The sequence below is a fragment of the Paraburkholderia sp. SOS3 genome, from assembly GCF_001922345.1.
Lineage (GTDB): Bacteria > Pseudomonadota > Gammaproteobacteria > Burkholderiales > Burkholderiaceae > Paraburkholderia.
Genome location: NZ_CP018812.1, coordinates 1,749,604 through 1,769,626 on the forward strand (window position 1 = coordinate 1,749,604; position 20,023 = coordinate 1,769,626).

General features: G+C 62.1%; 17 protein-coding genes and 1 pseudogene. 11 read left to right on the plus strand and 7 right to left on the minus strand.

Annotated features, from left to right (window positions below; translation table 11 throughout):
• Positions 1 to 53 precede the first annotated feature (53 nt).
• Both BTO02_RS27850 and BTO02_RS27855 read right to left on the minus strand, forming a co-directional pair.
• A complete protein-coding gene (locus BTO02_RS27850) occupies positions 54 to 3,452 on the minus strand; it encodes an alpha/beta fold hydrolase (RefSeq protein WP_075161451.1) in 3,399 nt (1,132 codons plus the stop codon).
• 228 nt (positions 3,453 to 3,680) lie between these two features.
• Entirely contained in the window at positions 3,681 to 4,475 is a 795-nt protein-coding gene (locus BTO02_RS27855) for a hypothetical protein (protein WP_075160322.1), read from the minus strand.
• Between the two features lie 372 nt (positions 4,476 to 4,847).
• Here BTO02_RS27855 and BTO02_RS27860 point away from each other — a divergent pair, with 372 nt between their 5' ends.
• The gene (locus BTO02_RS27860) at positions 4,848 to 6,731 is read left to right on the plus strand and encodes an ATP-binding response regulator (RefSeq protein ID WP_083615415.1); all 1,884 of its coding nucleotides are present in this window, start codon (positions 4,848 to 4,850) and stop codon (positions 6,729 to 6,731) included.
• Between the two features lie 58 nt (positions 6,732 to 6,789).
• Here the strand turns inward: BTO02_RS27860 and BTO02_RS27865 are convergent, their stop codons facing one another.
• Positions 6,790 to 7,719, minus strand: coding sequence for a DMT family transporter (locus BTO02_RS27865; RefSeq protein WP_075161452.1), 930 nt, complete (start codon positions 7,717 to 7,719; stop codon positions 6,790 to 6,792).
• Positions 7,720 to 7,822: 103 nt separating this feature from the next.
• Here BTO02_RS27865 and BTO02_RS27870 point away from each other — a divergent pair, with 103 nt between their 5' ends.
• The gene (locus BTO02_RS27870) at positions 7,823 to 8,719 is read left to right on the plus strand and encodes a LysR substrate-binding domain-containing protein (protein ID WP_075160323.1); all 897 of its coding nucleotides are present in this window, start codon (positions 7,823 to 7,825) and stop codon (positions 8,717 to 8,719) included.
• A gap of 115 nt (positions 8,720 to 8,834) precedes the next feature.
• Here BTO02_RS27870 and BTO02_RS27875 read toward each other — a convergent pair whose 3' ends face one another.
• The gene (locus BTO02_RS27875; RefSeq protein ID WP_156884003.1) at positions 8,835 to 10,613 is read right to left on the minus strand and encodes a peroxidase family protein; all 1,779 of its coding nucleotides are present in this window, start codon (positions 10,611 to 10,613) and stop codon (positions 8,835 to 8,837) included.
• Positions 10,614 to 10,675: 62 nt separating this feature from the next.
• Here BTO02_RS27875 and BTO02_RS35280 point away from each other — a divergent pair, with 62 nt between their 5' ends.
• From BTO02_RS35280 to BTO02_RS27890, 3 genes and pseudogenes are all read left to right on the plus strand, one after another.
• Complete coding sequence (locus BTO02_RS35280; protein ID WP_232243564.1) at positions 10,676 to 11,047, plus strand: hypothetical protein; 372 nt, start codon at positions 10,676 to 10,678, stop codon at positions 11,045 to 11,047.
• Positions 11,044 to 11,990, plus strand: a pseudogene (locus BTO02_RS35685) (GMC family oxidoreductase N-terminal domain-containing protein). Before BTO02_RS35280 ends, BTO02_RS35685 begins: the two are co-directional and overlap by 4 nt.
• A 720-nt stretch (positions 11,991 to 12,710) precedes the next feature.
• Positions 12,711 to 13,454, plus strand: a complete 744-nt coding sequence (locus BTO02_RS27890) for an SDR family oxidoreductase (protein ID WP_075160326.1) — start codon at positions 12,711 to 12,713, stop codon at positions 13,452 to 13,454.
• 109 nt (positions 13,455 to 13,563) lie between these two features.
• On the opposite strand, the gene BTO02_RS27895 is transcribed toward BTO02_RS27890, so the two are convergent.
• Positions 13,564 to 14,184, minus strand: a complete 621-nt coding sequence (locus tag BTO02_RS27895) for a TetR/AcrR family transcriptional regulator (protein WP_075161453.1) — start codon at positions 14,182 to 14,184, stop codon at positions 13,564 to 13,566.
• A 110-nt stretch (positions 14,185 to 14,294) separates the two neighbouring features.
• Positions 14,295 to 14,900 (minus strand): TetR/AcrR family transcriptional regulator, encoded by a 606-nt coding sequence (locus BTO02_RS27900; protein WP_075160327.1) that lies wholly within the window; start codon positions 14,898 to 14,900, stop codon positions 14,295 to 14,297.
• Positions 14,901 to 14,980: 80 nt separating this feature from the next.
• Between BTO02_RS27900 and BTO02_RS27905 the strand changes: the two genes are divergently transcribed.
• The 3 genes from BTO02_RS27905 to BTO02_RS27915 all read left to right on the plus strand — a co-directional run bounded on the left by BTO02_RS27905 (position 14,981) and on the right by BTO02_RS27915 (position 17,025).
• The gene (locus BTO02_RS27905; RefSeq protein WP_075160328.1) at positions 14,981 to 15,877 is read left to right on the plus strand and encodes an NmrA family NAD(P)-binding protein; all 897 of its coding nucleotides are present in this window, start codon (positions 14,981 to 14,983) and stop codon (positions 15,875 to 15,877) included.
• 140 nt (positions 15,878 to 16,017) lie between these two features.
• Positions 16,018 to 16,518, plus strand: coding sequence for a YybH family protein (locus tag BTO02_RS27910; protein ID WP_075160329.1), 501 nt, complete (start codon positions 16,018 to 16,020; stop codon positions 16,516 to 16,518).
• Between the two features lie 21 nt (positions 16,519 to 16,539).
• On the plus strand, positions 16,540 to 17,025 hold the full coding sequence (locus BTO02_RS27915) for a nuclear transport factor 2 family protein (protein ID WP_075160330.1): 486 nt from the start codon (positions 16,540 to 16,542) through the stop codon (positions 17,023 to 17,025).
• Between the two features lie 75 nt (positions 17,026 to 17,100).
• Here BTO02_RS27915 and BTO02_RS27920 read toward each other — a convergent pair whose 3' ends face one another.
• Positions 17,101 to 17,586, minus strand: coding sequence for a hypothetical protein (locus BTO02_RS27920; protein ID WP_075160331.1), 486 nt, complete (start codon positions 17,584 to 17,586; stop codon positions 17,101 to 17,103).
• A gap of 357 nt (positions 17,587 to 17,943) precedes the next feature.
• Here BTO02_RS27920 and BTO02_RS27925 point away from each other — a divergent pair, with 357 nt between their 5' ends.
• The 3 genes from BTO02_RS27925 (at position 17,944) to BTO02_RS27935 (ending at position 20,022) form a co-directional block, all read left to right on the plus strand.
• A complete protein-coding gene (locus BTO02_RS27925) occupies positions 17,944 to 18,285 on the plus strand; it encodes a DUF4148 domain-containing protein (protein ID WP_075161454.1) in 342 nt (113 codons plus the stop codon).
• 54 nt (positions 18,286 to 18,339) lie between these two features.
• On the plus strand, positions 18,340 to 18,696 hold the full coding sequence (locus BTO02_RS27930) for a DUF4148 domain-containing protein (RefSeq protein WP_442953510.1): 357 nt from the start codon (positions 18,340 to 18,342) through the stop codon (positions 18,694 to 18,696).
• A 447-nt stretch (positions 18,697 to 19,143) separates the two neighbouring features.
• Entirely contained in the window at positions 19,144 to 20,022 is an 879-nt protein-coding gene (locus BTO02_RS27935) for a LysR family transcriptional regulator (RefSeq protein ID WP_075161455.1), read from the plus strand.
• Position 20,023 lies beyond the last annotated feature (1 nt).

Genomic DNA, 20,023 nt, shown 5'->3' on the forward strand with positions numbered 1-20,023 from the left:
GCCTGGTATCGAAGCCTGGCTTCAAAGCCTCGCTTTGAAGCGCTCCGGCGCGCTCAATGCGCATTCAGATGCCGTGCAATCGTCGGATACACATCGATCGACGCATTCTTGCCGAAGATGCAGTCGATATGCCCATACCCGTCGAACAGATGCCGCTCGTAATTGTCCGGCCCGAATCGCTCCACCAGCATATCGAAGGTCATTTCGGTGCTGACCGGTAAATAGCAGCGATTTTCAGCGCCGTGGATAAACGCGATCGGCAGCTTCATTCCCTCGAGATTCCTTAGATAGACGTCTTCGCCTTGCGCATCGACAATATGGCCTTCGCGCACGATGCGTGCGAGCTGCATGAAAAGCTCGATATCGTGGACGCCGAACAGTTCGTCGAGGTTCGCATGCAGCGGCTCGTTCAATTGCGCATGCTCGTAGACGAGTCCATAGAGGAATGTCGCGCGATGGCAGACCGCGCTGTTGCATGCTTCGTCGTCTTCGTTCGGGAAGAAGCGCAGCGCCTCGTCGAGCAGATTGTGCGGCCACTTTTCGTGACGCGTGTACGCGGTCAGATCGTCGACGCCGAGAAAGCGCAGAATCTGCGGCGTATGCAGTCCTGCCTTGACGCGTTGCAACAGTCCCGGCACCAGATGCGCGGAAACCTGCGACAGCACGACCGAGCGCACGCCATGCAGGCCCGATAGCAGCGCCATCGTCGTGACGACCGCGCCGAGGCAGTGCGCGACCACCTGAATGTCTTGCGCGCCGCTCAGTTCGCGCACCTTCGCGACGGCGGCCGGAAGGTCGTAGCGCGCGATTGCATCGGCCGTGGTCGGCTCCGTCGCACTCGGCAATTCGATGCTCACGCGCAGATCGACGAGCCAGACATCGAAGCCCGCCGCGCACAGGAATTCGACGAGGTTCGTTTCGATCAGATCGGTCGAAAAAATGCGGCTCGATACGCCGGAGCCGTGCACGAGCAGCACCGGACCCTTCGTGCCGCCGTGATAACGCGTGAGCCGCAGGGTTTTGTTATCGGGCGTGGGGGTGTTGAAGTAGCTGACCTGCGGTGCCGGCGTGCGCAGCGCGCGACGCACGCGCGGCGTGACATCGTCGTCGGCGAATTGCAGCGGCGCGGCGACGCCGCCATATTCGGTGAACAGCACGCCCGCAAAAAACTCGCCGAATTTCCGCGTCCATTTGAGCCGCGTGGCGAGATCGGGCGCATTCGTCACTTCGATCGTGCGCTGCTGCTTGAGGAAATTCTCGGGCGTGATGATCAGCGTCGCGTGGCCAAGGACGGCGGCGTCCGCTGCTTCGGACGCGCGCACTTCGAGATAAAGCGTGTTGGTCTGCTCCCACAGATTCAGCAGCGACGAACGGGTGATGATTTTCTGTCCGAACAGGAAGACCGTCTTGCCATCGGTCGCGTCGAGCGTCATCCGGTAGTTCATGTTGCGGCGCTCGACATGCTCCGGGTCGACGACGAACAGATTGAAGCGGCCGTTCGAGATCTGCAGCGGTTCGGGCGACAGCGCCGCGCAAGTGAGCGTGCCGATCATCGCGGCCGTGTGCTGCGGATTGGCGAGCATGTCGGCAAGATCGGCCGATTCGACGGTTGCCGTGAAGCTCATCGGCACGCCCTGGTCCGAGGTCGCGCCGCTCGGCACATAGGTGCCTTTCATCGTCTCGGTGAAGCGCAGGCCGATTTTCGGCTGCGGCGGCGTAGCGGCAGTGCCGACGGCCGCGTAGTCGATCTGCCAGCCGCGTGCGGCGGCGAGCTGCGCGCAGTTGCGCTCGGCGAGCGCGGAAATCGTCAGCAGCGGGTTCACGCCGAGCGAGATCGGGATCACGGCGCCGTCCATCACATAGAGGCCCGGATGCACCGCACGGCCCGCGATGCCGGAAAACACGCGTCCGGCTTCGTCGACGACGCCCTGTTGCGCGTCGTCGGCCATCGCGCAGCCGCCGAGCGGATGCACGGTCACCGTGCGGTTGCGGAACATGTCCGATGAGATCGGATTGCGCACATATTCGCCGCCGAGCGCGCTCGTTGCCGCTTCGAGCGTGTGCTCGACGACGTCGTAAATCGGCTGCTTGCCGGCGTTCGGCCAGGCGACGCGCGGACGGCCATCGTCGTCGACGGTGATGCGGCCGCTTTCGTCGTCGTGCGCCATCACGAGGAAGGTCTGCGTGTTGCGCATCGCGCCGTAGTGCGGCCCGCGCAGCATGCTTTCGATCACGCGCGCTTCGTCCGCGAGCGGCGGATCGCCTTCCGGGTCCGGCATCGACACGCCTTCGACCGGCGCGGCGGCGCCGAGTACGCCGGCGAGGAAGCCGCCGATCGGCGACGCGAGCGACCCTTCCTCGATCACGAAACCGTCGCGCACATCGGGCGTGTTCCGATGATCGATGATGCCGGCGATGGTCGGCCCGACGCGCGGCAGATCGCCGCGCCATTGCGCGCCCCAGCCGACACCGTTGATGTCGTGGTCCGTATTGAACGCGAACGCGAGCACATCGCCGTTGCCGGTAAAGCGGTGACCGAGTTGCGTCGACACGGGCAGACCCGCTTCGTTCGAGCGCAGCAAAATCGCGGTCGAGCCGAGCGTGCCGGCCGACAGGATCACGATATCGGCCGTGATCGACATCTCGGGCGCTCCGTACAGATCGCGGCCGAGCGCGACCGGCTGATAGCGGACGATCCATTTCTGCCGGGCCTGATCGCGCAGCACGGAGTGGACGTCGACGCCCGTGAAAATCTGCGCGCCGTGCGCGACGGCATCAGGCAGATAGTTCATATGCGTCGAATTCTTCGCGTCGTAGTTGCAACCCGAATTGCAGTCGCCGCAGCCGACACAGCGGCATTGATCGACGCCCGCGGCGTTCTTGCCGTCCCTGAACGTGACGGTAATGGGCGGGCGGTAGAAGCGGTCTCCCATGCCGAGCTTTTGCGCGGACAACTCGAGCGCCGCGAGCTTGGGCAGCGGCTTCGAGTCGTGCGTAAAATCGTCGGGCACCTTTGACGGCTGCAGCATCGCGCTGGCAAGCGCATAGCCTTTATCGCGGCCGGGTTTGTCGGCGCGGATGGCGGCGGGCCAGTGCGGATCGTCCCAGAGGCGCTCGTCGGGCTGCAGCGCGACGTTGGCGTTGATCAGCGACGTACCGCCGAGACCGCAGCCGACCACCACGTTGACGTCGGGATTCACGTGCACTTCGAGCAGCGCGAGCGGCGAGCCTTCCTGGCCAATGCCCGTGTTGTACTGCACCTGCGTAAGCCCTTCGACCGGCGTTTTCGGGTATTCGCCAGCCATGAACTCGCGGCCCCGTTCAAGCAGACATACGTCGCGTTTCGCGCGCGCCATGCGGCTCGCCGCGATCGCACCACCGTAGCCGGACCCCACCACGACTACCTCGTAATGCGGCTTCATCGCCTCGAGGGCGCTGGACAAGCGGTTCATTTCGACCACCTCTTTAGATTCGATGTGCAGGGCGGGGGAGACCCTGACGACGAGGACGGCTCGCGCGCTCGCAGCCGATCTGCAATGAGGCATGCAACCCGATCATCCTGGACTGCGTGACAGAAAATGCAAAGGAGTTCGTGAGATACGAATGCAAATGCGGACGGTGCCAGGGCGCACTTCGACGATTGCCGTGGCCAATGCTTTGGCGTGCTACGCGGCCGCCTGTTACGCGGCCGCTTCAAACGGTTCGCCTTCGATGCTCGATTCGACGGCGAGCAGGTTGAGCACGACAAGGATCGCCGCGCGGTTTTCGATGCCGATTTCGATGCCGAGCTCGCCGGTGAGCCACCGGCCGATCTTCGTGTTGGAAAAGTCGATGGCGTCGGCCGTCTTTTTCATGGTGACGCCGAGCTTGACGGCGCGATAGTGATACGACGGCACGCGATGCCGCGTCGCCACGGCCGACAGGCCGCCCTTGCATTCGGAGCACCAGCCGAGGCTGCCGGCGAGCACGATGCGCTCGGGTTCGTCGAGACTCGCGATAAACGCGCGTGCGGCGGTGCGCACGCGCTGCTCGTCGAGACCGTGTTGCAGCAGCACGCTGCCGATCGGATCGTCGAGCGCGTGTGCGCGCAGATCGATTTCCTGCGCCATGCCTTCGCTTTCCATCGATACGTTGCGCTGATGACTCGCGCTGCGCAGACAGTCGATCAGATAACGGCGGAAGTACGCGCAGATCGCATAGCTGTTGGACGGCGCGCTTTCCGGGCACGCATGCGACTCCATATGGCCGGGCGCGAGACGCAGCACCTTCGAATAGATGAACTGATGCACGAGTTCTTCCTTGTCCTCGCCGAGCGCATGCAGTTCGAGCGGATGATAGCTGCGCAGCGCGCGCTTCACGAGGTCGTACATCGAGACCATTTCGTCGTCCGACAGTTGCGTGCGGCGCCGCCACAGTTCGGGAAGGATTGCATCGTCGAACGTGCGTGCGAATTCGTGACTCGATACCGCGCTCATGGAAGCCTCCGTCGGTTGAAGGGCAAAGAAGCGCGGTGGAGGCGGGAAGTCCGCCGGGGCCTTGGGGGCAAGCTGCTGAGCCGGTCTTCGCGTGCTTCGGAAGACCGCATGCCGCGCTGGAATTGGTATGCAGTATGGTTTTCGCGCGGCGCATCGCCTATATGGATTAAGTGATAGCTGGAGGGTAAACCGATGGGTAAACCAGGTACGCGTGCAGGCGTAAGCGCTTGTGCGGTGCGTCATCCGCTGCGCAACCCGACACCCGACTGGAATATTGCAGCGGTAGACTCTGCGTACACGAAAAACGACCACGAAGTAACGCAGCCGTTCGCCCTTGCAAGCGCGCCTGCTTTACCTCAAGGAGACCGCACGATGCGGGCCGATCCGATCCAGCGTGCCATCGACGAAGACCTCGTCCGCGTGCTTTACGCGCAGGACCCGATTGCCTTTTTCTCGCACTGGTTCTCGATTGTGATGCTGGTCGCGCTGTACTGGGCCGATATGCCGTATCCGCAGCGCTTCGCCGCGTGTTTTATCTTCTACGCGCTCGCGAACTGCGCGGGTCTCGCGCTATGGATGTGCCATCGGCGCTGGCCCGACGCACTGCGGGCGCGCGCGTGGATCTATCTGCATGCGGTGCGCAACGCGCTGCTGTATGCGGCGCCGGGACTTGCGATCTGGTTTGCGTTTCAAAGCACGCATACGAACCTGCCGCTGCTGCACACCGTACTGATCGTCACGCTGGCCGCAGGCGTGTTTATGTCGAACGGCTTCGACGTCGTCAATTTCTCGACGTCGATCGCATTCCTGCTGCTGCCGTCGATCGTGCTGCACTTCGGCGTCCACACGTTCGACCGCACCATTCTGGCGATCGTCCTCGCGTTCTTCTTCTGCGCGATCAACGTCTATGCGCTGAGCTATCGCAAGCTGTTCCAGCGCGTCGTGCAGGCGCGCGTCGATCAACAGACGCTGGCCGAATCGCTGGCCGAGCAGAAGCTCGTTGCCGAAGAGGCGAGCCTCGCGAAGTCGCGGTTCTTTGCGGCCGCCAGCCACGACTTGCGCCAGCCGCTGCACGCAATCGGTCTGCTGGCGGCGTCGCTGAACGACCCGGCGGCCAACCGTGAGCAACACACGAAGACCGCTGACCATATCGTCAACAACGTCGAGGCGCTCAATCAACTGTTCAACCAGGTGCTCGACCTTGCGCGGCTCGAAAGCGGCGTGACGCAGGTGATCAAGCTGCATTTCAGGCTCTCCGAACTGTTCGACCGCGTCGGCAACCAGTACTGGCCGCAGGCCGCGGCGAAGGGGCTCGCGCTGCGTATCGCGCCAACCTCGGCCGTCGTGCACGGCGACCCTGTGCTGCTCGAGCGGATTCTCAGCAATTTGCTGTCGAACGCGGTGCGCTATACGGAAAGCGGTGCGATCTGGATGGGCTTCAGGCGCTCGGGCTGCCTTGCGGGCGGCTATATCGAGGTGCGCGATTCCGGCATCGGCGTCCCGCCCGATGAACAGGAACGCATTTTCGAGGAGTTCTACCAGGTGGCCAATCCGCAGCGCGACGCGCGGCAAGGGCACGGTCTCGGCTTGCCGACCGTCAGACGCCTCGTCGAACTGCTCGGCGGCGAGCTGCAACTGCGCTCGCGGCCGGGGCGCGGTTCGGTGTTCCGCTTTAGCGTCGATGCGGGCGACCCGGCGCGCATCGTCGCGGGGCTCGACGAAACGGCGAGCGGGGCGTCGGCGGCGCTCGGCCGGCATGTGCTGTGCATCGACGACGAACCGGCGATTCTCGAAGGGCTGTCGAGTCTGCTTGGGCGTTGGGGCTGCATCGTACGCGGCGCGCGCGACGAGGGGCAGGCGTTGCGTGCAATCGATGAGGGCTTCATGCCCGACGCGGTGCTGTGCGACTACCAGCTCGCGAACCACCTGAGCGGCGCGCAGGCGCTGGCCGCCGTGCGCGACGCATTGCGCCAGCGTGGCCGCGATCAGGTCGTCACGCTGCTGATTACCGGCGATATGGCGTCCGCCGAACTGCAGGCGCTTGCGCGCGATGGCATTCCGGTACTGCACAAGCCCGTGACCGCGGCGCGGCTGCGCCGTACGCTCGAGATGCTGTGGCAGCAGCCGCAGACGCCGACGCCGATCGTCGTGGCGTTCGCGCCAAACGAGCAGGAGGGCGCGGTAGTGCCTCCTCAGGTGGCGCAGGCAATACAACAGCAGGCGATGCCGCAAGCGCTGTCAGGAAGGCGCGCGTAGCGCGTTTGCCGCTCGTGTCCTGACCGGTGCAAAGCAGCGCAACCGGGTCGGTGAGCCGTTATGCTCGCCTCGTCGCCTGCGTCGCCTTCCTTGCACCGGGCGTCGACGCGTTGAACTCCCTTCCGGTTTGCAGAAGAAAAACTCCACCCAGTATTGCCGCCATCGCTATCAGCTCGATGCCCCGAACCGACTCATGGGCGATCAGCGATCCCATGAGTAGTGCGATGACAGGCGGAACGTAGGTCACGCTCGAAGCGGCGACTGCACCAAGCCGGGCCACGATCGCGTAGTAAAGGATATACGCGAGGCCGGTGCCCGTCAGACCAAGCCCCAGCACGAGTCCCAAAACCGCGCGCGTATAGTCGGTGACGTGCATCATGCCGCGAAAGTCCGTGATGCAGCTGATGATGACAAGAGCGAAGCCGATCTGCCAGGTGGAGAGAACGAGCGGCGAAAGGTCGAGGTTCGACAGGAACCGCCGCGCGTAAACGAACGAGCATCCAACGCTCAGCGAGCCGGCGATCATGTAACCGACGCCTCGCGGATCGATGCCGCCGCCGTGCGCATTCCACGGCCGGGCGATCATCAACACGCCTACGAACCCAAGGACGATGCCGCCGATCATGCGTACATTCAGGCGCTCCTCGCGCAGCAAAGCCCACGCGCACAGAAACGAGAAGAGCGGGATTGCGCCGCTCAACATTCCCGCGACACTCGATGGCAAGAGTGCAGTTCCTTTGGCGAACGCGTAGTAATAGATCACGGTGGCAAGCAGCGACATCACGATGAAATGGTGTGCGTGGCGCAGGTGTCTCCATCTGAGCGCCCGCGTGAAGAGCGCGACCGCGAGCAGCGGCATGAAGCCGAAGAGCACGCGAAGAAACACGATCTGGCTGGCGGAGATCTCAACGCTTGCCCACTTCATGAACAGGAAATTCGTGCCCCAGACGAGGCCGAGCGCTGCGAAGGCGAGATAAGCGGGGTTCATAACGGCAAAATGGCGCGAGCGGATGATGAGGTCTTGATTGTCTTCGCGGCGCCGATGCGCTACAAACCATTTAATCTTTACGATGGAATAGAAAATCTGCACCATGCGACGCTATCCTCCACTGAAGGCACTTCCCGCGTTCGAGGCCGCGATGCGGCGGGGCAGCTTTACGCTCGCCGCCGACGAGTTGCGCGTGACCCCCGGCGCGATCGGTCAACAAATCCAGAAACTCGAAGCGTGGCTCGGCGTGACGCTGTTCGTTCGGCAGATTCGGCAGGTGACGCCCACTTCGGAAGGTCGAGCGTACTTTGCGCAGATTCGGCCTGCTCTTGCGGAAATCGTTAGCGCGAGCCATCGTCTTCGTGAGCGCCGCAAGAAAGGTGTCCGGCTATCCATGCCGCCGAGCTTTGCCGCGAAGTGGTTTGGGCCGCGCATGGCGGATTTTCTGCAAGCGAACCCGGGAATGTCACTGAGTCTGAGCACGACCACAACGATGGTTGATTTCGAGCTGGATGGAGTCGACCTGGCCGTCAGACACTTCGACGGTAACGCCCCGCATCTCTCCGTAGAACTGCTTTGCCGCGACGAAGCTCGTGTGTACTGCCACCCTGCATATGCGAAGAAACGCAAGTTGAGGCGGCCCGACGATTTGCGGTCGGCCACACTGCTGCACAACACGTTGCATCCGTACTGGAAGTCGTGGCTCGAGCGTTTCACTGAACTCGACGAATCTCAGATAGAGGCTATTGCCGGCCTGCAGTTCGACCAGTCATTGATGGCAATCGGAGCAGCGGTATCTGCTCAGGGCGTCGTGCTGACAAGTCCGCTGTTGGTGGAAGCGGAGCTTGCACGGGGAGAACTCGTCGATCCGTTCGACAAGGCGCTGCCACTGGCGCGTGGCTACTATCTGGTCCATCCCGACACCAGCGAACCGCAACAAGCCGTGCAATCGCTCAAGAGCTGGTTCGCCGGGCACATGGCTATCGGAACGCCAGGCTAGTTCGCACTCTTGACCGCGGCCGTCGACGGACCGCGCGCGATCAGAAAGTGCCTGCCTGCACCGCACGGCGAAATATCGATGCGACGCCGTGCGATGCCGGGCTATCGCCGGCGTGTCAGAACGCAGGCAAGTCGTTTACCCAGCGAATAATGTTTTTCAAATGGTCTGCCGGATCGCCGGGTATCGTGGTGGTCCACGTTTTGTCGTTCATGATCGACAGCGGCGCATAGGCAATTGCACCGACAATGACTTCAGAAATCAGACGACTTCCCAATGGGCCCAGTTTCGACGAATTGACGCCGGGGCCATTGGTCAGTTCAGCCTCCTTGAGAAAGTAGTACCACAGCGGCGTTTCGAATTGGCGACTCTCCGCCGGAACAGCTTCGTTCTGCATGTAAAGCGCACGCGCAGATGCATCCGGTTCGATCGCTTCCGGCGCAAACGGTGTAATGCCGTAGAACGCAGCCAGCGCTTCACCCGAGCAAACGCCGACCTGCCGGCTGCGGATGAGGTTGCGATGCGGCAGGTTCCCGATGTATTTGATGTCGTCGGGAATTGCGCTTTCCGGAAGGTCGAATACTCGCGACGTCACCTTGCCGTCAATCCGGTTACCCAGAACCGGCTTTGCACGTGCATAAAATACCGGCCACTCGATCGTGTTCTTTTCACGCAGAGTCTGACTTCCGCGAAGGTCGTCGAATTCGTTGCCGCGCGGCCCCGTGCCGACCAGGCTGTTGTCGAACAGAACCGTGCCATCCGGATGACGGCTGTTGAGGCGGTAGCTGCGCTTGAGCTGGCTATGACCGAAGCGATAACCGATCGCGAACTCATGCGGCATGCTCACCTTGAGCTGCCCCGTGGCCAGATCGAGGACGGGTTTGTGCTTGAGCGCGCCGAAATCCGGCAGCGCCACCTGCTCGAGGACATAACGCAACGTATCCGCTTCGATGACTCTCGGCAGGTGGTCCTTCAGGATCATCAGTTGCCAGTTGTAAATCGTCTCTTTACGAGCCTCGGCGAATGACTTTCCCTCGTCGACAAACTTGTTGTGCATGCGTTGCACGAGCAGATGGATCTGCAGAATCAGCTGGTTCTCGTCGTTGCGACTATCGCCAATGACTGCAGTGCCGTCTTCCTCGCGCGGCAGGTCCGTCATGCCGTTCGACGTAACCAGTCTGAACTTGTCTCCTTCATACAGGTCGCCCGCCGGTGAGCTCGAACTGACGCGCGTGCCATAGACGCTGTCGAGGTCGATCAAAGGCGACGCGCCGTCCACGACGGAGTTTGCGGTGACAGGCGCTCCGGCTTTTGCCGGAGGAAGCGGGTCTTGCTGCGGCTCGAAGAGATTGACCGCGTTCATTGTCAGGTCATGGTCGATGAACTGCCCCACGAAGGTGAATACCGCAGGGATGTCGCGGCTTTCGAACTTCGCAGGATCGCGTTTTTCTTCTGTATCGGGTGAGTAGGTGGTGCCTTCGTGCGGCAGCACGATATGAGACATCAGACTCGACGGAATCAGATAGGGAGCGTCGGGAACAAGCCGGGTAAAGAATGTTTCGGCCGTGGACTGAAGATGCGGCACCAGCGCCATCAAGGCCGACCCATGCTCGGGTGTATGCGCGGCAAGCGCATTGAGGCGAGCGGTCATCATGTCCTTATCGAGGATTGTGTACAGGCCCCCATGCTTCATCAGCGTCGTCAACGAACGGGACGTGCTGTGCGGACCGGGCCGTGATCGAATGGCGTGATTCAATGCGCGAAGGTTTGCGCGCAGCAGGGCGTCCTGATCTGTCTTGAGCATTGCTGTACCTGTTTGGTGAGATTCATTGGAAGTGAGGCAGTTCGTCGGCCCACGCTGCAGGAAATCATCGAAGGCATCGATGCTCTGCTGCAACACAGGCTCCGATTTCAAAACAGGTGAACGGCCGTCGCATTCCGTGTTGAAACTGATGCCTGATGAAGTATGAGATTTGTATCGGGCGCGAAGCGGCTTCTCTATCGATACATATGAGTTTCCCGACGATCGTCCAACTCATTGCACACCGCGTCCGGGTTCCGCACCTTGTTTTTAGCATTCAGGCGCGCCTGAGCTGCATCAATGCCACTTATGGAGACGACGACAATGACATCGAGGCAATCGCGCATGACCCGCTACGACACCGCCATGCTGCCGATCGACCGCCAGCTCGGATTGTTCACCGGGGAGCGACGCTGATGGTCGAGATCATGGCCGGCAACGCTATCCCCAAAGCCGGCGAGGTCTATGCCGCGCTCCACATGCCGTTCGCCACGCGCGCGGACCAGGTTGCCGCGGGGTGCGCACGATGAGCGATCGATTCGATATTCTGATCGTCGGCGGCGGTTCGGCAGGGGCGGTGCTCGCGAACCGTTTGAGCAGCGAACCGGCGCGCCGGGTACTGCTGCTGGAAGCCGGCAACGCCTATCGTCCGAACGAGTTCCCGGCCGTGCTTTGGAATGCCGACCACGCCGCCGGCGACGCCGCGCACGACTGGGGCTATCAGGCGATTACCTTCGAAGGCGGCCGCACGATCGCGGCGCCGTGCGCGAAGGCGCTCGGCGGCTGCTCGTCGGTGAACGCCGCCGTGGCGATCCGCGCCCGTCCGGCGGATTTTGCGAAGTGGACTGCGCGCGGTCTCGCCAGCTGGACGTTCGAGGACGTGCTGCCTTGTTTCAAGTCGATCGAAATCACGCCTGACGGCGACGACCGTTATCGGGGACGCCACGGTCCGCTGCCGGTGCGTCACCGCCGCCGCGACGAACTTACGCCCGCGCTGAACGCCTCCGTCGACGGCGCGCTCGAATGCGGCTTCGCCTATGTCGAGGACTTCAATGGTGACGATCAGGCAGGCGTGTCTCCATACCCGCTGAACGTTATCTCGGGGCGCCGTATCAACACCGGCATCGCCTTTCTCGACGACGGTGTGCGGAAGGCGTGAAGATTGCGCGCGCCATCGGACACTCGCAGGCGTTTTCGGCGACAGTCGCCGAGGAACTGGCGCCAGGTGCGAAGGTGTCGAACGCCGAGCTCGAACCGGTGATCCTCGCTAGTCTCGACGGCTATGCACATCCGACGTCGACCGCGCCGATGGGCGACGACGGCGTGGTCGACAGCGAAGGCCGCGTGCACGGCGTGGGAGGGCTGATGGTGGTTGACGCGTCCATCATGCCCTGCATTCCGAGCGCGCCGACCAACCTGACGACGATGATGCTCGCCGAGCACATCGCAGCGCGTGTGTTCGCGGCGCCTTGACGTTTTTTGCCGCCTCGTGCACGGGGCGAAACATATGACCGATCGCGGGGAACCGCTGCTCGGCCCGCATCCGGGCCGCGCTAGCCGATCGCAAGGCGATGATCGGATGCCCGGCCAGGTGCGAGCACGCGAGAGCCGGGTGCGATTGGCGAGAGCATGGATGAGTTGCACACACGCCGACGAGGGTATCCTCGCCAATCACTTCGCAGTTCAGAATGTCGTTCTGGCTCGCGCCCGAACATCACGGTAAAGTCGACTTCCCCTCTGTAGACGCGGCTCAACAGTTCCGGAACGATCCGTTCCGTGAACCACCTCGCGATATTCCGATACATGTCCTTGTAGCAGCCCAATACGCATGCAGGATGCGTGGCCGCGGGGCAAGGTCGTCATGCCTGCTCTTTTGTTTGCCAATCGATACATATTTGGCTTGACAGAGGGCTCGTCGTAACTATGATATGTATCGAATGTTTCAGAAAGGTATTTTTCACGTTGCCGTCAGAAAGAAACCGCGTTTTTGTGGCCGGTGCGAGCGCGGTATCGGCGCTGCTATCGCGCGGCAATTATCGGCTGGACAAAGGGCCTCGCCCGCGCCGCTGGCGACAGCGGGGAAATTGGTGGGCTGGCGGGCCTTTTCAGTAGCGCTTGCCGGACCTTTTATCGCGCTGGGGGCGAGCCGTCTGCCATACCGCTTCGTTCTTCTCCAAACAAAGGAATCTGATCATGGAATCTCGTCTTTCCGGCAAGGTTGCGTTTGTCACGGGCGGAGCGCGGGGCATTGGCGCGGCGGTGGTGCGCCGTCTCGCGCGGGAAGGGGCGGCGGTCGCATTCACCTATCACAGTTCGGCGGACAGCGCGCTGGCCCTTGCCGACAGCGTCAGGAAAGACGGAGGCAATGCGCTGGCGATCAAGGCCGATGTCGCGAACGACGAAGCGCTCACGCGTGCAATCGACGATGCGGCGAAGGAAATGGGCAAGGTGGACATTCTTGTCAATAATGCCGGTGTGCTGTATCTCGGCACCGTAGACAGTTTCTCGCTGGAAGATTTCGACAAGACACTGGCCGTCAATGTCCGCGCCGTATTCGTCGGCGTGAAGGCGGTGTTGCCACACATGGGACAGGGCGGCCGCATCATCACGATCGGCAGCTGCAATTCCGAGCGCATGCCGTTTCCGGGCGGCAGCGCTTACGCGATGAGCAAGTCGGCGCTGCGCGGCCTGACGCAAGGCATGGCGCGCGACCTCGCGCCTCGAGGCATTACCGTAAACAACGTGCACCCGGGTCCGGTCGACACCGATATGAATCCGCAGAACACCGAGTTCGGAGCGAAGCTGCACGAGTTGATGGCGGTGCAGCGGCATAGCACGGCCGACGAGATCGCCGGCATGGTGGCCTATGTCGCGAGCGACGAGGCGGCATTCGTGACAGGCGCAAATCTGGGCATCGACGGCGGCATCAACGCGTGAAGAACTGGCACGACCCGCATCGTGCAGGCAGAGGGGTCACAGTCGCTTGCCTGTAGGGCAGGCGTCCTGTTTCGTGGTGCCTGGACCGTGCGGCGATCTCTTGCGTCGTTCAACGGCGCGCGGCCGTGTTTCCCGTCAATACAGGCCAGCCTGCCAACGCAGCCTTGCCGGTTTTGGCGAGCGAGGCGCGACTCGCTCCATCGCGAGCCTGGATCGACATGCCTTGTTGTACCGTCATCAGATACGTGGCCAGCCCGTTGACATCTGTGCAAGCCGCAATCTCTCCGGTCTTCACGCCGGACGCCAGTTTGCGCGCCAGCGTTTTCGCGCATTCGCTTCGTCTGCGTATGAGCTCGTCGCGGACCGAGGCGCTGTCGTCCGCGGCGTGGAGTGCCGACAACACAACGAGGCATCCGGTTGGTTTGCCTTTGCGCGTAAATGCCCGTGCGCTCTCCATCAGAAATCCTTCTGCTGCGTCATAGGCGGTCTGCGCGGCCGCGACGGTTCCCCATATCGAAGCCCCATCCGTTTTGACGTACAACGCGACTGCCTCGCGAAAAAGCGCTTCTTTCGATCCAAACGCCGCATACAGACTCGGCGACGCAATGCCCATCGCAGACGTCAGGTCGACCATCGACGCGCCATCGAAACCTTTCGCCCAGAACACATCCATCGCGCGGGCCAGGGCCACGTCCCGGTCAAAGCCACGCGGTCTTCCACGGGTTCCCATCGCGAACTCCAATTATTTGTCGTTCAGTATATATTCTGACCGATAGATGCCAAGCCGTAACGGAATGACTGCTTTTCGCGCGAGCGCTGCCATTGCATGCGGCATGCGCCTCATTGATTGCGCGAAGCGCTTTGGTCCGCTTCGGGCCAGGCAGACATCGCAATGTCGATCATGTGCTCGAGCACTTCAGACGACGCGCCACTCTGCGGAAAGTTCAGAACCGCCTGCAAGACGCCGAGATAGTACCAGGCCAACGCGTCCACATCGCTCTCGGGACCAAGCTCGCCCGTCGCTACGGCTTCGCGCAGTAGATTCGCGAAAACTTCGCGTTGTCTCGCAATGCCGGCAAGTGCAGTTGCCTTGCCCGCAGCGGCGAGATCGATCAATTCGACGCTGCTTCGCGACAGCAGGCAACCGGCCGGGCGCCGCGACGCACCGGGTTTCGGCAAGAAATCGCGCAATATCGCCTCCACGCTTGCGCGCGCCGAATCGGCACGCGCCGAAGTCATCCGTTTGATCACCCGCTCCGTGTAGACCTCCAGCGCATCGCGGAAAAGGTTGTCCTTGTCGCCAAAGCGCAGGTAGAGGCTCGAGCGCGACAAGCCGGTCGCCTCCGTGAGGTCATGGATCGAAGCGGTCGCATAGCCGTGGCGCCAGAAGACGTCGATCGCGGCGGCGATGACGGCGCCCTCGTGATATTGCGGCTTTCCACTCATACATTCTCCTGTTGACAAACTGGAACGATTGTTCCATGATTCTTGTACCGATCGTTCCATCATACATCAGGGGAAGTGCCGTGCTCAATCAGTCACCTCAGCCACCTCACCCGGTATCGCGCCGCTTGCGCGTCGCCGTCGCAGGCGCGACGGGCCGTGTCGGCGCCACATTAATCGATCGACTGGGCGCGGATCCCGTCGATGTCATTGCACTGACGCGGCAAAGCGCTGCAGCGCACTGGGCGTCGAACGTGGCTGCCGCGACGGTGGACTTCGACCGGCACGCTACGCTTCAGGAGGCGCTTCGCGGCGTCGATAAGCTGTTTGTCGCACACGGCACATCGGCCCGGCAGGTGCAGAACGAGATCGCGCTTATCGACGCCGCCGTAGCCGCCGGTGTTCGCCACATCGTCAAGCTTTCGGTCATGGGGCCGGCAACGCGGCTCAATCCGTTTGCCTGGCACATGCAGATCGAAGCCCATCTGGCCCGCCAGCCGGTCGCGTCGACTGCACTGAGGCCCGCCACTTTCGCCGACGTGCTCAAGCGCGCAGGCGCCCTCGTAGCGGCAGGCCGTTGGGCCGGGGCAGCAGGCGACGGCAGTGCGAACTTCATCGATACGCGAGACGTTGCCGAAGCGGCACGCGTTGCCTTGCTCGAAGACGTCGCTGACCAGTCCCAGCGCGCATATCACCTGAGCGGGCCGCGCAACTGGACGATGCAGCAGATAGCCGACGAGTTATCGCATCTGCTCGGCCGGCCGGTTGTGTATCACCATCGGTCGCCGGCGGAGCATCGCGAGGCCTTGCTTGCCGATGGGCAGCCCGCGCTGGTTGCCGACCTGCTCGTCGGTTTGGACCTGCTTTTCAGCGAATCGGCGCTCGCAGAAACCACCTCGACCGTCGAGAAACTGACAGGCCAGCCTCCGCGTTCCTTGTCTGACTGGCTGAGAGAAAACATCGCGATCTTCCAGCAATAAGCGCATTCATCGCTCGCACTCGCGAGGCGCTGAAAGCGTGCCGATTTAAGGTTGGTACCTGGAGGCGGATTGGAACGGCCAGAGTTTCCCGCAGTCTGGCCATAACTCCATAGAAATCTTGCGGGGACATGAGACAAGTGATGAACAATCGATCGTTGCGCGCCCGCCGCGGGCTACCGCTTGCGGTACTGCTTTCGTTGCTGGCAGGACCGGCTTTTTCGCAAACGGCGGACGTGACACCTGCCGACACTGAGGCAGTTCGCAAGCTGTTTCTCCAGCAGGCGGCCGCCGAGACCGCGCATGACATCGACGCGCTGAACGGCATGTTCGCGCCTGCCGCGCCAGGGCAGCCTGATCCCGTTTCGTTCGTGGCGCGCGCATACCGCTTCTGGGGCAAGGACGCCGTGATGCAGCATTTCAAGCAGACCTTCGCCGGGACATGGAGTCTCGAGCCAGACCCGAGTGCGCTGCGCGTCATTGCGCTGAACCACGATACGGTGCAGGTGTATGCGCCGACCAAAGTGACGATCGGCGCGCCGGGTCAGCCCGCGAAGACCGCGACGTTTCTGATCAACGAATTTATGATCCGCAGCCCGTCCGGCTGGAAGGTTGCCGCGGTGATTCCGGTGCCGGCGCAATAGAGCGCAATAGGGGACGAGCAGATGAATATTCATACCATGCTGGCCTGCTGCGCGGCTGCCTCGCTGGTCAGTCTCGCGCACGCTGAAACGCCGCATCGTTTTACCGATGCGGACCGCCAGGCCGTTGAAGCGGTTTTCATCCGGCAAGCGCAGGCGGCCACCGCGCACGACATCAACGCGTTCGAGGGTGTGCTGGTCTCGGCGCCGGCCGGCGAGCCCGATCCGATTGTGCTGCTCGCTCGGTCCTATCAGTTCTGGGGCAAGCCGGCTCTGATCGAGCATTTCAAGAAAACGTTCGAGGGCGTGTGGAAGTTCGAGCCGGACACTGCGAAGATCCGCATTGTTCCGCTCACCGCTGACGTTGCGCAGTTGTATGCTCCTACGCGGGTCACGGTCGGCGCTTCGGAAGCCACCGCAAAGACCGCGTCGTTTCTCGTCTATGAAACGGCCGTGCGAACCGCTGACGGCTGGCGCATTGCGTCGATCGTTCCGGTGCCCGCGCAGTAGCCGGTGCGTATTGCTTCGCGTTGCCGTGCTCTGTTGTGCAGGGCACGCGAGTTTCCCGTGCCGCCTGTGCCTTCGTCATCGCCAGCGTTCATAAAGCACGGCACCAACGACGAAGAAGACGGTGTGCGCTACCGCAAACGTCAGCGCGCCGGTCAGGGAAAGAATGCGGGAGCCTGCGAATCCCTGGCCGATCATCGGCAGCACGAGGCAAGCGTTGGCGAGCCAGACTAGAGCGGCGACAAGAAGACCTTTCGCCAAGGCGGGCGCGCGCCAATTGCCGAGTACGACGGCATAGGCGACCATCATGGCTACGCCTATGACAATATGAAAAGCCTGCTGGAACATCCACGTGGCCACTAACGGGGGAACGGGCACCCCAGCCAGTTTGACCAGCAGCGTCAGAAGTCCTCCACGCGCAGTCACGATATGAACGGACTCAGCCGCGATCAGGATTGCCGTGTTCAGGAGAATCGCCAGAACACCGGCAAAAATGCTTGCGCGGAAGTTGATTGAAAAGCGGGCATCGAGACGACGCGGCGGCTCATGCGAGAAGGTGTTCATTCAATGGCACTCCGGTATCCGGTTTGATGCATCGCAGTCGAAGATTCGCGCGAAGGCCCGATCTCCTGCTTGGGAAACGGTATCGCTCGCCGCTTATTCCACGGACAGCAAAAAAAAGAGGGTGAGCCGCGGCGATAGCGGAGGAAGTGCGTCGTCAGCGAGGCATAACCCGAAGGCATGGGACGCATCGAAAGTAGGTATTTTTCGCCTCTTCCTTACCTGGCTAATCTTTCACTCAACGAATCGCACTTGACAGGCCGCTGTGGCCAGCACCGCGAAACGTCTCCGGCAACGCTCAGGAACCTCTGCGGTTTGCCTTGTCGATGAATGGATGTCGAATTAAATAAGGATATCGAAATGCGTATCTATCCAACAGTTACGATTGGCGCCTTGCTCGTTCTCGCGACGACCGGCTTTGCCTCCCCTGCTTCCGCTCAGGGCCTCAGCCGTGCCGAAGTACGCCAGCAACTCATAGACGCGGAAAACAACGGCTCACGTCTCGTGACCGAGACGTCCTATCCCGACATCGGTCTTATCTACTCGCATCAGGCCAGGTCCACAAGCGCGCGGCCAGACGGCATCGGTGGCACACCTGCCGGCACTTCGCAAACCAGCAAGCCGGAGAAGGCCAGTCACAACGCGCACCCCGACGACTGCGTCGGCCCGGTGAGCTTCTGCAACATCTATTTCGGCGGCTAACCCCCTCTGAATCTTTGTGGATCTCTTGACAACCTATGACCCGAAGGAGTCGACATCATGAAATCGCTCACATTCGCTTCCATTGCCGCTGCTGCGCTCTTCAGCCCTGTTTTGTGTTTCGCGCAAACCGCCGCTCCGCTCACGCGCGCCGAGGTCAGAGCCGATCTGATTCGCCTTGAGCAGGCCGGCTACAACCCGGCATCGGCAGACAATGTCTACTATCCCGCGAATATTCAGGCAGCCGAAGCAAAAGTCGCGGCTGAGCAGGCGCGGCAGACGTCGAATGACGCAGTCGGCGGCACGGCTGGCAACGGCACGTCGGATGCCGGGAAGCGGGCCGCCGCGCCCCGTGATTCGTCCTCGTCATGTGTGGGTCCCGCGAGCTTCTGCGATATCTACTACGGCGAGTGAGACATCGTGACAGCTATGTATGTCCACCGGGACGGGTATGCCATGGCGTGGCTGCGGCACCTGTCCGGTGCCGTCAGGGCACGATGTGACGTCCCGTTCCTCTAGCGGCTGCGAGGTCAAACCATGAACGTGCTGTCAGGCCGCCGCATCCTGCATCACCCAGCAGTGATCGGCATTGCGATCTATCTGGCCGAGGTGCTGACACGCACCGACAACAGCGTCGCCGGCGCGCTACTCGTGATAGCCGCGATGCTGGTTTCGCGATTCGCCATCGGGGTGCGTCGCCTGTTCGAGAGCGGCATGAAGTCGCAGCCGGCTTGCGCCGGATTAGACGGCGCCGCTTTGCGAAAACATTCATGGTTTATGGGAATAACCGCCGTGCGCTCGTGTTTGCACGCTTGTACCCGCTCCATGAACGAGTGGTCCCACCCGACGACACGAATTCCGATGAACTTCATTCACCTCTACGCATTCTATGAAGTTGCCCGCGCCGGGAGCGTCAGCGGCGGTGCCGAGCGTCTGCACGTGAGTCAGCCCGCCGTGACGCGTGAAATTCGCGAACTGGAAGACCGTCTCGGCTTGATCCTGTTCGATCGCCTTCCGCGCGGCGTCGCGCTGACCGAGGCGGGGAGCATTTTGTACGACTACGCAGACCGGATCTTCAAACTGGCCGACGGCGCGGAAAACCGCTTGAAAGAACTATCCGGTCTCGACGCAGGGCATATCACGATCGGGGCAAGCGCGACACTTGGCGTCTATTTCGTGCCGGACATCATCGCCCAGTTCAATGCGCAGCACCCGCGTGTGTCGATCGACCTCGTGGTGACGAACACGGAACGCGTCGAAGCCGGACTGCGCGACCTCACCTATGCACTCGGCTTCATCGAGGGGCCGTTCGACGATTCGATTTTCCACGCGCATCGCATCGGTTCGGATGAAATTGCGATCGTCGCGGCATCGTCTCATCCGCGCGCGGGAACGTCGTTGCTCGCGCGCCAGCTCGTGGATCACGCGGTGATCATGCGCGAGCCGGGATCGGGTACGCGAGCGGTTGTCGAGGAAGCCTATGCGCGGGCCGGCTCGCGTATCGAACCTTTGATGTCGGTCAGCGATACCGAAGCAATCAAACGCATGCTGCTTGCGCGGCATGCGCTCGCGTATCTGTCGGTACTCAGCGTGAAGGACGAGATACGACGTGGAGAGCTGACGACGATCGCTGTCGACGACCTGCGCATCGAACGACCGCTGCACATGGTCTGGATGAAGGGCCGGTCTTTATCGCCGAGCAGTCAGGCGATGTTCGACCTCGTTGTCGAGACGACGTAGG